The sequence below is a fragment of the Novacetimonas maltaceti genome (assembly GCF_002906255.1).
In the GTDB taxonomy this organism is placed as follows: domain Bacteria; phylum Pseudomonadota; class Alphaproteobacteria; order Acetobacterales; family Acetobacteraceae; genus Novacetimonas; species Novacetimonas maltaceti.
Genome location: NZ_POTC01000027.1, coordinates 12,160 through 27,006 on the forward strand (window position 1 = coordinate 12,160; position 14,847 = coordinate 27,006).

The 14,847-nt window shown below is 66.7% G+C and carries 10 protein-coding genes; 2 read left to right on the forward strand and 8 right to left on the reverse strand.

Going from position 1 to position 14,847, the window contains the following annotated elements:
• Positions 1-38: 38 nt before the first annotated feature.
• Genes KMAL_RS10285 through KMAL_RS10300 form a run of 4 tightly spaced genes read right to left on the reverse strand, consistent with a single transcriptional unit; the run spans position 39 to position 3,875 of the window.
• Positions 39-1,145, reverse strand: a complete 1,107-nt coding sequence (locus KMAL_RS10285) for a sulfate/molybdate ABC transporter ATP-binding protein (RefSeq protein ID WP_110095620.1) — start codon at positions 1,143-1,145, stop codon at positions 39-41.
• A complete protein-coding gene (locus tag KMAL_RS10290) occupies positions 1,142-1,969 on the reverse strand; it encodes a sulfate ABC transporter permease (RefSeq protein WP_110095639.1) in 828 nt (275 codons plus the stop codon). The genes KMAL_RS10285 and KMAL_RS10290 overlap by 4 nt, the downstream gene beginning before the upstream one ends.
• Positions 1,966-2,853 (reverse strand): sulfate ABC transporter permease subunit CysT, encoded by an 888-nt coding sequence (gene cysT, locus KMAL_RS10295; protein WP_110095621.1) that lies wholly within the window; start codon positions 2,851-2,853, stop codon positions 1,966-1,968. The genes KMAL_RS10290 and cysT overlap by 4 nt, the downstream gene beginning before the upstream one ends.
• Positions 2,850-3,875 (reverse strand): sulfate ABC transporter substrate-binding protein, encoded by a 1,026-nt coding sequence (locus KMAL_RS10300; protein WP_110095622.1) that lies wholly within the window; start codon positions 3,873-3,875, stop codon positions 2,850-2,852. The genes cysT and KMAL_RS10300 overlap by 4 nt, the downstream gene beginning before the upstream one ends.
• A 730-nt stretch (positions 3,876-4,605) precedes the next feature.
• On the opposite strand from KMAL_RS10300, the gene KMAL_RS10305 reads away from it, so the two are divergent.
• Positions 4,606-6,147: an alginate export family protein gene (locus KMAL_RS10305; protein WP_239020074.1), complete on the forward strand. Its 1,542-nt coding sequence runs from the start codon at positions 4,606-4,608 to the stop codon at positions 6,145-6,147.
• Between the two features lie 231 nt (positions 6,148-6,378).
• Here KMAL_RS10305 and KMAL_RS10310 read toward each other — a convergent pair whose 3' ends face one another.
• On the reverse strand, positions 6,379-6,567 hold the full coding sequence (locus tag KMAL_RS10310; RefSeq protein ID WP_110095624.1) for a hypothetical protein: 189 nt from the start codon (positions 6,565-6,567) through the stop codon (positions 6,379-6,381).
• A 670-nt stretch (positions 6,568-7,237) separates the two neighbouring features.
• On the opposite strand from KMAL_RS10310, the gene KMAL_RS10320 reads away from it, so the two are divergent.
• Positions 7,238-7,864: a TetR/AcrR family transcriptional regulator gene (locus KMAL_RS10320; RefSeq protein ID WP_110095626.1), complete on the forward strand. Its 627-nt coding sequence runs from the start codon at positions 7,238-7,240 to the stop codon at positions 7,862-7,864.
• Between the two features lie 70 nt (positions 7,865-7,934).
• On the opposite strand, the gene KMAL_RS10325 is transcribed toward KMAL_RS10320, so the two are convergent.
• The 3 genes from KMAL_RS10325 to KMAL_RS10335 all read right to left on the reverse strand — a co-directional run bounded on the left by KMAL_RS10325 (position 7,935) and on the right by KMAL_RS10335 (position 14,829).
• Entirely contained in the window at positions 7,935-8,972 is a 1,038-nt protein-coding gene (locus KMAL_RS10325) for an MBL fold metallo-hydrolase (protein ID WP_110095627.1), read from the reverse strand.
• A gap of 91 nt (positions 8,973-9,063) precedes the next feature.
• Complete coding sequence (locus tag KMAL_RS10330; protein WP_239020072.1) at positions 9,064-10,794, reverse strand: SGNH/GDSL hydrolase family protein; 1,731 nt, start codon at positions 10,792-10,794, stop codon at positions 9,064-9,066.
• A gap of 12 nt (positions 10,795-10,806) precedes the next feature.
• Entirely contained in the window at positions 10,807-14,829 is a 4,023-nt protein-coding gene (locus tag KMAL_RS10335; RefSeq protein ID WP_239020073.1) for a cellulose biosynthesis protein BcsC, read from the reverse strand.
• Between the last annotated feature and the right edge of the window lie 18 nt (positions 14,830-14,847).

Genomic DNA, 14,847 nt, shown 5'->3' on the forward strand with positions numbered 1-14,847 from the left:
GGACCCGGCAGGGATCGCGATCCCTGCACCCTGATTCGTTAAAAGTCCTGGTTGCCAAAGGGCAATGCCCCACGCCCCCGCACAGGTTCCAGCGCCGCATCCCGTCCCTCCAGCCACCGCCCGTCGCGCGCCACCCGTCCGGCGGCGGCGTCAAGCGCGCAGTTCACGACGATCCGCCCGCCCCCCGGTGGCACCACGCTGTCCAGGCGCAGCGTATCGGGGCCGCTCATGACATCGAATGTACCGATCGGACCATTGGCCTGCCGCAGCCACGCCGTCGCCGCCCCCTGCCCCGGCAGCAGGCGCACATCGCCCGCCCGCACCAGAAGCTCTGCCGGGCCGTCCCCGCCATTGACCACAACGGGACGCACGTCCGGCAGGTCCGCGATGAACGCACCATTCGCCACCCGTCCGGGCAGGCGGGTGACATCGTTCATGAACTCCATCGCGAACGGGGTGGCCGGCGCGTCGTGCAACTGCTGCGGGGTGCCAGACTGCACGATGCGGCCATCGCGCATCAGGGCGATGGTATCGGCAAGCTCGCCAGCCTCATGCCGGTCATGGGTGACAAGCAGCGTCGTCAGCCCCAGCCGGTCATGCAGTTCACGCAGCCAGCCCCGGATGCTGCGCCGCACCAGCGGGTCCAGCGCGCCGAACGGTTCATCCAGCAGCAGCACGCGCGGCCCCGTCGCCAGCGCGCGCGCCAGTGCGACACGCTGGCGCTGCCCGCCCGACAGTTCGTGCGGATACCGCCCGCCCATGCCCGGCAGGTGCATCAGGTCCAGCAGCTCCTCCACCCGTGCCGCGATCTGCGCGCGACCGGGACGGATGCGGCGCGGGCGGATGGACAGGCCGAACGCGATGTTGCGCGCCACCGTCATATGGTCGAACAGGGCATAGTTCTGGAACACGAAGCCGATATTGCGCGCACGCGCCTCCAGCATGTCCACGCGCTGCCCGTTGAGCAGCACGCGCCCCGAATCATGCGGGTCCAGCCCGGCGATGATGCGCAGAAGCGACGTCTTGCCCGCACCCGACGGGCCAAGCAGCGCGGTGAAGCTGCCCTCCGCCACATCCAGCGACACGTCATCGACGATCGGGCGTCCCCCCACCCGGCGCGTCAGGTTTTCAAGGCGTACGCTCATGCGGCATTCCCCATCGACACGGCCGCGCGTTCCACAAGGCCCCGCAGCGCGACCACGGCCATCGCCATGAGCGCAAGCAGCGCCGCCATCGCAAACGCCGCGACCGTCTGGTATCCGTTATACAGTGTCTCGATATGCAGCGGCATCGTTTCCGTCAGGCCGGGAATATGGCCCGACACCACCGACACCGCGCCGAATTCGCCCATCGCCCGCGCCGTGGTCATCAGCACCCCCGACACCAGCGCCGCGCGCGCACCGGGCAGCGTGACATGCCACAGCACCCGCCACATCCCCGCCCCCAGCGTCACGGCGGCTTCTTCCTGCGCGCGGCCCATATGGCGCAGCATCGGCATCATCGTGCGCGTGACATAGGGGAAGGTGACAAACAGCGTCGCCAGCAGGATGCCCGGCGGCGCGAACATGACGGGATAGCCCCAGCGTTCCAGCGCCACCCCCCACCATCCCTGCGTGCCGAACACCAGAAGCCACACCAGTCCCCCCACCACGGGAGAGACGCTGAGCGGCAGTTCCACCAGCACGATGACCAGCCCGCGCCCCGGAAACGAAAACCGCGCCAGCGTCCATGCCGCCATCACGCCGAAAAAGCTGTTGATCGCCACCGCCAGCGCGGTGATGACCATCGTCAGCCGGATGGCCGACAGCGCATCGGGATCGCACATGGCGTCCCACGCCGGGCGCAGCCCGTGCGACAGGGCGGCGGCGAACACCATCACCGGCGGCAGCAGCACCATGATCCCCACCAGCGCCCAGACAAGGGCCGCGAACGCCCATCGCCCGGCGCGGTTCGCCGTATCCGCCCTCATGCCGCGCCCCCCGCGCCGCCACGCCCGATGCGCTGGCGCAGCCATGCGATCACGCCCAGAGACGCCATCGCGATCCCCACCAGCACCAGCCCGATCAGGCTTGCGCCCTGCGTGTCATATTCCTGCAGGCGGATGACCACCAGCAGCGGGGCGATTTCGGTATGGAACGGCTGGTTCCCCGCAATGAAGATGACCGAGCCATATTCCCCCACGCCGCGCGCGAACGCCATGGCGAACGACGTCAGCAGCGCGGGATACAGCGCGGGCATCACCACGCGGGCCACCACCTGCGCGCGCGTCGCGCCAAGGGTGCGGGCGGCTTCCTCCGCCTCGGGCGGGAGGGCGCGCAGCACGGGGGCGATCGTGCGCACCACGAACGGCAGCCCCACGAACATCAGCGCGACAATGATGCCCGCCGGCGTGAACGCCACCTTCAGCCCCATCCGGGCCAGCGGCGCGCCAACCCAGCCATGCGGGCCATACAACGTCGCCATCGTGATGCCCACCACGGCGGTCGGCAGCGCGAACGGCAGTTCCACCAGCGCGTCGATCACGCGCCATCCCGGCACCCGCACGCGCACCAGGCCCCATGCGATCACCATGCCCGCCACCACGTCGAGTGCCGCCGCCACAAGGGCGCAGGCAAAGCTGACCCGCAGCGCGGCGAGCATCCGCCCGTCATGCAGCAGGTGGCCAAAGGCGGCGATCCCGCTGCCCGATCCCTCCGCCCACGGCCGCGCCAGCAGCGCCAGAAGCGGCAGCACCACCAGCGCGCCCAGCCACGCGAACGTCAGCGACAGCCCGACGCCCATGCCCGGCAGGCCATGCCGCCGCCCGCGCCATGCGAACAGGCCACCCGCCGCCATGTCCCGGCCGGGTGTCATCGGGCATAGATGCCGTCAAAGACGCCGCCATCGGCGAAATGCGTCTTCTGCACCTGCGTCCAGCCACCAAGGGAGGCGATGTCGAAGGTTGCGACATCGGCGAAGGTCGCGCGGTTTTCGGCCAGTATGGACGGCGTGACGGGCCGGAAATAATGTTTCGCCCCGATCCGCTGCCCCGCGTCGGTGAACAGGAAATCAAGGTAGGCGCGCGCAATTTCCAGCGTGCCATGCGCCTTTGCATTGCGCTCCACCACCGCGACGGGCGGTTCGGCAAGGATCGTCAGCGGTGGCACGACGATGTCGAACTGGTCCGGCCCGATGTCGCGCGCGGCCATCAGGGCCTCGTCCTCCCACGCCAGCAGGACGTCGCCACTGCCGCGCTGCACGAAGCTGTTGGTCGCGCCCCGCGCGCCGGTATCAAGCACCGGGACGTGGGAAAACAGCGCCCGCAGGTACGCCCGCGCCGTGTCCGGCGTGCCGCCGGACTGGCGCAGCTCCCAGCCCCATGCCGCGAGGTAGTTCCACCGCGCGCCGCCCGATGTCTTGGGGTTGGGGGTGATGACCTGCACCCCGTCGCGGATCAGGTCGGGCCAGTCATGGATGCCTTTCGGGTTGCCCTTGCGCACCAGAAAGACGATCGTGCTGGTGAACGGAGTCGCATTGTGCGGCAGCAGCCCCTGCCAGTTGGCGGGCAGAAGGCCGCTCGCCGCCAGCATGTCGATGTCATAGGCCAGGCCCAGCGTCACCACGTCGGCGGGCGCGCCCTCCTGCACCGAACGGGCCTGCGCGGCCGATCCCCCGTGGGAGGTCCGCACCATCACCGGCGCCCCCCCATGCGTGCGCGCCCATTGCGCGGCAAAGGCGCGGTCGACCTCCTGATACAGTTCGCGCGTCGGGTCGTAGGAGACATTCAGCAGCGTCCCCGCCGCCCATGCCCCGCGCGGACGCCCCGCCAGCAGCGCGGCGCAGCCCAGCCCGGCCTGAAGGAAAGCACGACGGTTCGAAAGGAATGATGGCTTCATGGAACAGGTCTTCCCAGGCGGCGTCACACATGACGGGCATCCCCGGCGGCCCGCCACGCGACAGGGCGGCGGGAGCGGGGGATAATTAAACCATTTTATATCGTTCAATACGATAGGACGCGCCCGCAAAACCTGTCAATAATCATCTTCGTGGCATGTGATTCACGATAATTAACGATCGTTATGTTGTTTATATGCCACGACGAAGACGGGCACGCATTCATTTTTATCGTTTTATTCCAATGCGTTACAATCATGCCACGTCACTGTTCCGGCCGACCGCGCCGGATATGCACACATCAAACGACACTTTCGATATTTAACTTTGTTGACCGTATTATAAAATCACATTACGGATATGGATCAGACTTCACCCCCGTTCCGTCCCCTTTCCCACCAAGATGGTCTTCCCATGACATCCTTGCCAAGGTCAGTCACAGCAGGCGCGATGCCCTCCCGCTTCGCCTCCGTCATCATACGGAACGCGCGCTGCCTGCGTACCGCGCCGCTGGCGGGATCGGCCGCCCTTGCCCTCGCGCTGCCATGGGGCGGACTGCCCAGCGCGCGCGCGCAGGCCGCCACCACGCAGGGAAGCCTCACGGCAGGGGCCACCCGCCCCTCCCCACGCACGCCCGCGCATGGCCACGCGGCCCCTGCCGTGGCGGCGTCGCACGTCACGCCGTCGCACGTCACGGTGGCCCCGGCCACGCCGGACGGGCGGCCCGAAAACATGACGGTCCATGTTGGCCCCCGCCCGCCGATCCAGACCTATCCCCATGCCAACCCGGTGGGACAGCCGATCGTCATGACCGGGGCGCAGAACCGCATCAACGGCCATCCCTATGACTGGGGCGTGTTCAATCGCGGCAACGGGGAGGCGGCTGGCTTTGGACCGGTCGGTCAATACGGCGTCGCCCCCTGGGCCGAGGACTGGAGCCGCCTGCGCAACAGCAAAAACCACACCGACCCGTTCGACGTGCTGAAATACATCCCGCTGACGCCGGACGGGCTGGTCTGGATCAGCTTTTCGGGCGAGACGCGGCTGCGCAACTGGTTCGAGACCCGGCCCAACCTCGGCACCCAGAAACCCAACGATTCGGGCCGCTTTGGCGTGCGCAACCTGTATGGCGCGGACCTGCATATCGGGTCGCACCTGCGGTTTTTCGGGCAACTCATCAACGCCGATGCCGGCGGGTGGGGCGGGTATGGCTACGGCTCCACCTATCGCAAGCGGCTGGATGCGCAGCAGGCGTTCGTGGAGACGCGGTGGAACCTGTTTGGCGCGAAAACGGGGTTCATGTTCGGGCGGCAGCAGTTCCTCGATGCGCCCTCCTACATGCTCTATAACCGCGAGACGCCGAACGTGCCGCTGTCATGGGACGGGTTCCGCGCCTATGCCATCTGGGACCGCATCCGCATCGACGGCTGGGATTTCGTGCAGACGAATGACAGCCAGAACAAGATGTTCCACGACACCGAAAACTATTCCACGCGGCTGTACGGGTTCGACACCACATGGGCGCCGCCGGATTTCCGCTTCCTTGGCGAACGTGGCTATTCCTTCGTCGATGCGTTCTATATCGGCTACAAGCTGTCGGGATCGTCCGGCGCGATCGCGACGCAGACGGGCACGGCGACGGGATCGAACACGCGCAACAATTTCGGCGTGCGCTGGCACGGGCAGGCCGGGCCGATCGAATTTTCCGTCGGCGCGGTGTGGCAGGGCGGCGTGTTCCGCTATGCCAGGACCAACGTCGCACGCAATGTCAGCGCCTATGCCATCAACTCCATCGTCGGATACCGCGTGCCAAAGGACAGGCTGCACACCTTTGCCGGGATCCAGACGGATGTGTATTCCGGCGGCAATGACGCCAGCAAGAGCGGGGATATCGGCACCTATATCTCGCCGTTCAATCCGCAGACCAACTACCTCGACACCACGACCTACATGACGGCGTCGAACCTCATCAGCTTCGCGCCGATGGTGCGCATCACACCGTTCAAATCCGTCAGCATCCAGATCAAGTATCCCCTGTTCTGGCGCGACAGCACAAATGACCGGGTTTACAAATCCTCTGGCGCCTACAGCTTTCCCGGCAACTTCGGCGGAAAGTTCATCGGAATGGCCCCGCAGGCGTCACTGGCATGGCAGATCAATACACACCTGTCATGGACACAGTATGTCTCGCGCTTCATGACATCACGCGCCCTGAACGCCGCCGGCGGGTCGAGCGGGACATATTACCAGTCCAATTTCGTCTTCCGGTTCTGAAGGCTCAGGGGCGTTGCCCCTGAAACCCCACCAAAGGGCATTGCCCTTTGGAAACCATGATTTTCAACAGATCAGGGTGCAGGGAGCGCGCTCCCTGCCGGGTCCGGAGCAAGTTGCCCGGGCGGTGCATGCGGCGATTGTCTCAGGGGCTTTGCCCCCGCCCCCCACCAAAGGGCATCGCCCTTTGGAAACCATGACATCAGGGTACGGGGAGCGCGCTTCCTGCCGGGGTCAGCGTGTGGCGGCGCGGAACAGGGCGGCGACGCGGCGACGCAGGCTCGACAGGTCGGGCAGCACAACATTATGCAGGGCACGCACGCTGTCATGGGTGGCATAGAACCGCCGTCCGACCACACCGGCCAGCGCAATCGCGGTACCGACAAAAATGCCGTCAATTTCAATAATTGTTGATTCCAGCATGATCCATATCCGAAAAAATCTTTCTGCATCTCCAGACGATTTCGGCAGGTCCCGGGGAATGCCTATCGCACTGGATGGAAATGCCGGGGGCGTGCCGGCGCAAGGAAAACAGGACATCGTCTATGTCCGTGTGTATATAGACACATGGTACGGACCCTCCAGAAGTCAGGAGCATTACGATATGGGCAGCATCATAACGGAGCATGTGGAAGTGTCAAGATTAAACGACTACGATTCGTTGTAATTGTAATTAAACGTATTAATTAGTGGTTTTGCATGCCCGGACTTTCCATCATTTTATCATATGGTTACATAAGAATTCGCTATACATGCCCCAACAGGGCATGCCCCGCGACTCTCCCAAACGCGGGGTGGCGCCGGCCCTTTCCCGTTTTCCCCTTAAACCACGCACCATATGCGGGCATAAGGGCGACGTCAGGGATTGATACATTCCCCAACATCAAGGACGCCTGACAAAACTGTTCAAAACTGGTATTGACGAGACGCGTAACGAATTCACCACGGACATTAAATAAACATTTATATTTCAAGTATGTTCGCGTTTTTATTTACCCGGGTACACTCTCGCGGCATGTGCATGCGTGCACCCCATCCGCACGGGAACATGCCCTGGACCGCACGACCTTCGCCAAGGAGATAAGCCGTCAGCATGGCCGCCACACCAATGCAAGCCACCACACGCCTGAGGCTGATGGAACAGGCATGGCCCCTGATTGCACGCAAGGGCTTTGCCAATACCAGCATCAATGACGTGCTGGAGGCCGCCCACGTGCCAAAGGGGTCTTTTTATTACTACTTTTCTTCCAAGGACATATTCGGCCAGGAACTGCTACAGTATAACATGTGCGAGCATGCCGAGGCAATCCGCATGTTCCTCGGCACGCCGCACCTGTCGGGGCTGGAGCGGATGATGGCGTACTGGTCGTCATGGGTGGAACGTGAAACCAGCCCCGACCCGCGCCAGAAATGCCTGATCGTCAAGATCGGGTCCGAGGTCAGCGAACTGTCCGACGGCATGCGCGCGGTGATGGAACGCGGGATCGACATGCTGGTCGGGCTTCTGGACGGGGGCATCCGCGCGGGCATCAGCGATGGGTCGATCTCCCCGATCATCGAAGCACCGAACGTGGCGCGTGAACTGTTCCATTACTGGCTGGGCAATACGGTGGCGTTCAAGATCCACCGCAACTCCCCACGCCTGACGCGCGCACTGGACACCACGCGCCGGATCCTGCAGGGGCTGGTGCCCGTTCGCAAACCCGCCCTGACGCTGTAGGCGGCGGGTTCGGGGCCCCAAGGGCGATATCCCCCTTCCCTGTCCACAGTGCCCGGAAAACCCCTGGTTTTCATCCCGCGCCGGGCGCATCGCAGATGATGTCGCGGCACGCGCCATGTTCCAGTGTGGTGAACCTGTCGGCAGGCCACCCCGCCGCCGCCGCCACGCGCGCCAGGCGCTGTACCGGTTCGTCCATCGGTTCATCCGTCAGGCGGAACGTGCCGAAATGCATGCCGATCCCCCGCCGCGCGCCAAGTTCGAGGAAGCCCGTGCATGCCTCCTCCGGCGTGACATGCACCCCCGCCATCAGGTCGCGCGGGTTGTAGGCCCCGATCGGCAGCAGCGCGAGGTCCGGCGCCCCCAGCCGGTCGCGGATCATGCCCCAGTGGCGGCCATGCGCCGTATCGCCGGCAAAGAACACCCGCTGCGCGCGCCCGCCCGCACCGTGCACCTGCACCATGAACCCGGCCCACAGGCTGCGGTTGCGGTCAAAGGGGGTGCGCGCGGTGGCGTGGCGGGCGGGGGTTGCGGCAATGCGCACGCCGGGCAGTTCCACCCCCTCCCACCAGTCGAGTTCGACCACGCGCCGCAGTCCCGTCCGGCGCAGGTGGCGTGCATTGCCCAGCGGCACGACCACCAGCGGGTCATCCCCCCGCCGCCCCAGCGCGCGCAGCGAGGGCAGGTCCATATGGTCGTAATGGCAGTGGGAGACGAGGATGACGTCGATCGGCGGCAGGTCCGCCAGCGCCCGGCCCGGCGCGCGCACGCGCTTCGGTCCCGCCCACTGCACGGGCGAACAGCGTTGCGAGAAGATCGGGTCCGTCAGCACCGTCACCACCGACCCGTCGGCGCGCATGATGCGCAGCAGGAACGTGCTGTGGCCGATGAACGTCACCTGCACCGCGCCAGGGGCCGGGGGCTGGTACGGGTCCCCCGTGGGGGTGGGGTTGTCGATCCACGCGGGCCAGTCGGACGGCGGGCGGTTGCGCTGCCACTTCCAGATGGCCAGCGCGCGCAGCCTGCGCGGGTGCCAGTCCTGCGGCACGATGGCGGGGGGATTGTAAAAACGGGTCCCGTCGCAATGGTCGGTGACACGGAATGGCGGCATGCAGGCTTTCTCCGGCGCAATGGCGCGCAGTATGTCGCCTATGCCATGGGCGTGGCAAATCCTCTCGCACGGGGCATGTGCGCGGCCGCCGTCAGTCCCGCACCCGCTGCATCAGCCAGCCGCCAACCCGTTTCCACACCGTCTCCGACAGGACCCAGTGCCCGTGCTGTGTCGGGTGGGTATAATCCGGCAGCCAGTAGGTCCGGTCGCCCACGTCGGCCATCGGCTGCCCCGGCGCAAAGGGGTCGATTTCCGCATCAACCGTTATCTCGTGGCTGTCGATCGCCTGCTGTATTTCCGCGCGCGGGGCGCCGGTGGTGTTCGCCTCGGCCATGATGACGACACGGAACCCGGCCGCCTTCAGGCGCTGCGTGATCCGCGCAAGGTTGCGCACCGTCTCCTGCACCGGGATGTGGTTGTACGGCAGGTGGTCGTTCACCCCGCCAAACACCACCGCGACCTTGACCGGCGCGTTGCGTCCCGCCGCCTCCGCCGCAGGCAGCATGCCCACCATCTGCCGCGTCGTTGCCCCCGACACCGCGAAATCATAGCTCTGGTACCGCCCATGGCGCTGCATCAGGTAAGGCCAGTTGCGGCCATCCGACAGCAGGTATCCCTCCGTCCGGCTGTCCCCGATCGCCACGAACACCGAACGTAGCTGCGGCATCTCCTCACCCGCCACGGCGGCGGCGGCCTGGAACGCGCGGACCTGTTCGCGGCGTGGGGCGACATCGGCAATGACGATGCCCGTCCACTGCCCGGTGTTGCGCCCCTGCACGAACCATTCGCCCCCGTCGGCATTATACCCGACATACCCGCCCGACAGCATGCCCGCGGGCATCGCGCCACGCAGGTAGCTGCCGGCCGCATTGCCCGCGTCAAGGTGATAGCCATCATGGTCGGCATACACGCTGACGGCGGCGGGGGCGTTCATGACCACCAGGTCCGTGCGGTGGTCGGGGTCCATCCCGTCGGCCACATGCGCGAAACCGTCAAGGCTGTAGCTGCCAAGGAACAGCTTGAACGTGTTTTTCTGCCCCGCCTGGCCCAGCAGGACCGGCACGGGAAATGCCGAGAACCCGGAATTGGAGGAGGCATAGGTGCCCGTCGTGCCGAAAAAGAAGCCGTCGGCCGGCACGCGCATCCCCGCGGGCAGGACAAAGCCGCCGGGGCCGTTGGCCTCCCCCCACGAAATGGCGTCATGCCCCGCGATGCGGACCTCGCCAACATGCACGACATGCTGCGGCGTCGCGGCCAGGTGGTTGCCATGCCCCGACTGGTCATACACCCGCACGACATTGGCGAACGTCCCGGCATCGCGCCGCGCCAGCGCCGCGCGCAGGGCCGCGTGGTCGAGGTCCCCGTCCGCGCCGATGCCAAGCGTGACCACCACCGGCCGCCCGCCCTGCGTGACCTCCACATCCAGCGCGGGCCCGTGATAGCCCGACACCATCTGCATCGGCCCGCCGGCAAAGAGGGCATGCGCGCCGAACGTATCGGCAGGGCGCGCGGGCGTCATGCGCGTCCAGCGCGCCTGCCCCGCCGCGACCGATTCCGCCTGCCAGACCTGCCCGTGCGCCTGCCACAGGTCGCCCGTGCGGTATCCCGCCCCCGCATCGTCATGGGCGGCGGGCGCGCGGTCCATCCCGGCGGACGCCGCCTGCGCCGCGGGCATGCACAGGCCCTGCGTGCCGTCGCCCGCATCGGGACAGGCCTGCGCCCGCACCCCATGCGGCAACGCCGCCAGCGCAAGGGCCGCAAACAGGGTGATATGCTGGTCCGCCATCTTCATCCGGGTCGCCTTTCGATGCGATCGTGTCATGCCATGGGTTCCTTACTGCCCGTCGAACGCATAATGGAACAGCAGCATGCCATCCGATTCAGACCATGTGCCGGCACGGGTGTATCCCCCCTCCAGCCCGAGGCGGAAACGGTGGTTCACCTGATAGACCACGCGCCCGCGCACATTGCCCGCCAGGCCGCTGGCCCCATACCCGCCAAAGGTGCTGGGGGCCGTAAGCTGGGACTGCAGCAGGGAACTGGTGGGGTAATAGGGCGCGCTCCTGCTGTGGTAATTCTGGTATCCCGCCTCGCCACGCAGGAACCATGTCCAGTGGTCGGTATGGCCCGACCATTCCACCGGCACCATCGCACCGAAATAATCACGCGGGGAGAAGTATCCCCCCTGCCCCCATGTGAAGAAGTAGGTGTCGCGCTTGTAGCCGAAATACATCAGGTCCCCGCCGACACGCAGGCGCTGGCGGCCCTTTTCCTCCCACACGGTGGCGCTGCCGCCGGCCCCGGCCTCGGTCTCGGTGTTGCTGACGACGTTGTCCCCCTCCAGGTAGGCAAAGCCACCCCCGGCATAGACGTTCCACCCCGCCTCCGACCATTCCAGCGCGCCGTGGCCGAAATTGCGCGTGACGCCGCCCCATTTGCGGCCGGTGCCCGGATCGCGTTCCCCCGCATAGGACAGTTCGCTGTCGGTCACCATGCGCCGCCCGCCACTGATGCGCAGCGTCAGGTTGCGCGTCAGGTGCGGGGCGAATTCCACCCCGCCCACCACGTTGGCGATGGGCATGCCCAGCGGCGAGGACCCGATATCCGCATTGAACCAGCGGTTGAAATAGCTGAGATTCAGGCCAACGCCCTGTGTATAGTAATGGTGGTACCCCCATGGCTGCGCGCCGTTGACCGCCACCGTACCGAACTGCCGCGCCGAACTGGGGTTGCGCAGCGGGTCGCCGGTGAACAGCAGCGTCGGCGTCACGGAGAATGACAGCCGGTGGTCCCATGAATTGAACGGGATGGTCCCGGTGATGGGAATGGCGAATTCCGTCAACTGCCCCAGCCCCGTCGTGCCGGTGCGGCTGCGCACGAAGGTGTTGGCGTCGATCTGCGGCGAGACCGAATCCCGCAGGTAGACCATCTGGCGGTTGGTCGCCTGGATCTGGTCATCCTGCCGCAGGTAATGGTACGTATCCGGCAGCGTCGCCCCGCGCAGGTTGACATATTCGCTGTCGATGTCGGGCCAGCGGTAATCCGGCAGGAAACTGTCGCGCGTGCCGCAATGCACGGTGCCGGGCATGTCGCACTGCTGTTCATGCACATGGTCCAGGTCGGCCAACTGCGCGCGCGAACTGTGGTCGATGCGGGCCATTTCCGCGCGGATTTCCCATGTCACGGGGGCGTCTGGCTGCAGGTCCGACAGCCGGCGTGCATATGCGCGCGCGGCCGTCATGTCGCCCGCCCCGCCAGCGTCGCGCGCCGCCGACGCCAGGGCATAGATGTTGTTGGGCCGGATCGCCAGCGCGGCGCGGTCCTCCGCCAGCGCGCGCTGCGCGTCGCCCCGCGCCTGGTAGACACGGCCCATCGCAAGGTGCAGGTCCACCGAATCCGGATACCGCGTCATCAGCGGCGCCAGCACGTCCTTCGCCCGGGCGGGATGGCCGCGATTGTCCATCTGGTCCGCCGCAAGGATCTGCATCGCCAGTCCCAGCTGCTCCCGCAGGCGGGCCTGCTCCGCGGTGACCTGCACACCGTCCTGCTGGCGCAGGCGGTCGAACACGTCAAGGCAGCGCCGCGCGTCGGCAATGTCGTGTACCTGAAGGTACAGACCGGCATAGGACAGCATGCCCTGCGGCTGCGGCGCCGGGGTCATGCGTTCCTCCGCCTGCAGCACGTCGCGCACGGACTGGGGCATGTTGTGGTCGATCAGGGCATTGCCGATCATCACGCCGCGCACGCCCGTCGGGTCCGACCGGTCCGCCAGCGCCATCAGCGCCTTGCGGTCGAAATGGTGGGCGGCCTCGATATCGTGGATTTCCTGCGCAAGGTCGGCCTGCTGCGACAGGGCGTCGATGTCCACCGTGCGCTGGCTGTCGGGAATGCGCGCCAGCAGGCGTTGCGCCGTGGCGGTGTCATGCTGGCTCAGCGCATAGATCACGCCCGCCTGCAACGCCTGCACGTCGGCATGCGGGGATGTGGTCAGGTCCGCCATGATCCGCGCGGCCTCCGCACGGCTGGCGGGGTCTTCGGTATTGTACAGCGTCTGGGCCAGGCGCAGGCGCAGCCACGGACTGCGCGGGTTGGTCGCCACCGCACGGCGCAGCAGGTCGATGCGCGTCGCGTCATTGGGCGCCTGCGCGGCCTCCGCCGCCAGGAGTTCGGCCTCCAGGTATTCGACCATCGTGTGATGGCCGGTACCAAAGCGCGGGAGCATGGCGCGCGCCTCCTCCCCATGGCCACTGGCGATCAGCAGGTCCGCAAGGTTGAACAGCGCATCCGCATTCCCCGGCCAGCGTTCAAGGATCGTGCGGTAGGCGAGCATGGCCTCCGCCGTGTTGCCCTCGCGCCGCGCCAGCGCACCCTGCAGCGACAGCACCGTCAGTGCGCTGTTGCGCCGCCGCGCCAGACGTTCGAGGCCCACATGCGCGCCAGCGAAATCCCCCACGGCGATGTCATGGGCGATCCCCGCCACCAGCGGGTCGCTGCGCACGCCGCCGGACGTTTTCCAGCCGTTCAGCCCCGTGATCGCCTTGTGCCAGCGGTCGGCATGATCGGGGTCAAGGGCCAGCGCCTTTTCAAAATAGGCGCGCGCCTGCTCGCGCTGCCCGCGCGCCTGCGCCACAAGGCCCATCCCGCCCAGCGCATCGACATCCTTGGGGTCCACCGCCAGCGCCTTGCGGAACAGCGCTTCCGAATCCCCGAACCGCCGCTGCGCCATGAGGGTGTATCCCTCCATCCGGTCGTTCGCGGCATCGAACGTGGCCTGCGTCTCCAGCGCCTTGATCAGGCGTGTATGCACCTCCTCGTCATCGGGGTGCATCGACAGCCATTCCTTGTACAGCGGGACCGTCTGGCCAACGATCGGCTCCCACAGCAGCGCCTCGCGCCAGGCGCGCAGCGCCTCCTCATGGATGCCGGTGGGCACATGGCCGTTGATCAGGCGTTCCAGCCCGGACATCCCTTCGGTACGCGACGTCACGCGATAGGTCAGGACACGGTAATAGGTCAGCGCCGCGTCAAGGTCGTGCGGGTTATGCGCGACATAGGCCGCAAGCTTGGTCCGCGCCTCCTGATAGCCAAGGATGGTCGCGCCCAGGACACGGTAATATTCCAGCGCCATGTCCGGTGGCGGGTCGCCATTCTTGAACAGGGCCTTGTACTTGAACATCGCGGGCATCATCTTGCCCGACGCGGCCAGCGCGCGCGCTTCCGCCAGAAGCTTTGGATCCGGCGGCCCCGCCTTGATCATCCGGCGCAGTTGCGCGACCTCGTCCGTCATGCGCCCCGACTGTTCCAGCCGGTCTGTCAGCGCCTGCGCCTGCGGCAACCCGCCCTGCGAAATCTCGATCCGCGCCATCAGGTACAGGGCGGCGGGACTTGCCGGGTCGATCTGCAGGGCACGGCCCGCCGCCTCATGCGCGCGGCGCAGGTCATGGTGCGCCAGCCAGTAGCTGCCCTCGTCCAGCAGCAGGTCGAACACCGCCGTCGCATGTTCAAGGCGCTGCACGCTGGCGTCAACGGCCTGCGTCTCCGACGGGTCGGACGGGACAAGGTCCGTGGGGGGCGCGGCCATGGGGCCATCGGCGGGGTCATCCACGTCGGACACGGCATAGGGATGGGCCGCCTCCTCGTCCTGCGGCGTGGGATGGGCGGCGCGTTCGATCGCCTCCTCCTCCTGCGCATCGGGCGTCGTGGCGGGGGCCTGGGCGCCGGGGGGCGCGGGCTGTGCCTGCGCCCATGCGGCATGCGGCATGCACACCGCCCCGGCCGTCGCCATGCCCCACAATGCGGTGACCCCCAGCAGACCGGAACGCCCACGCGGGAACGCGCCACAGGACAGGCCTGTCATGGTTTTATGGTGTGCCAT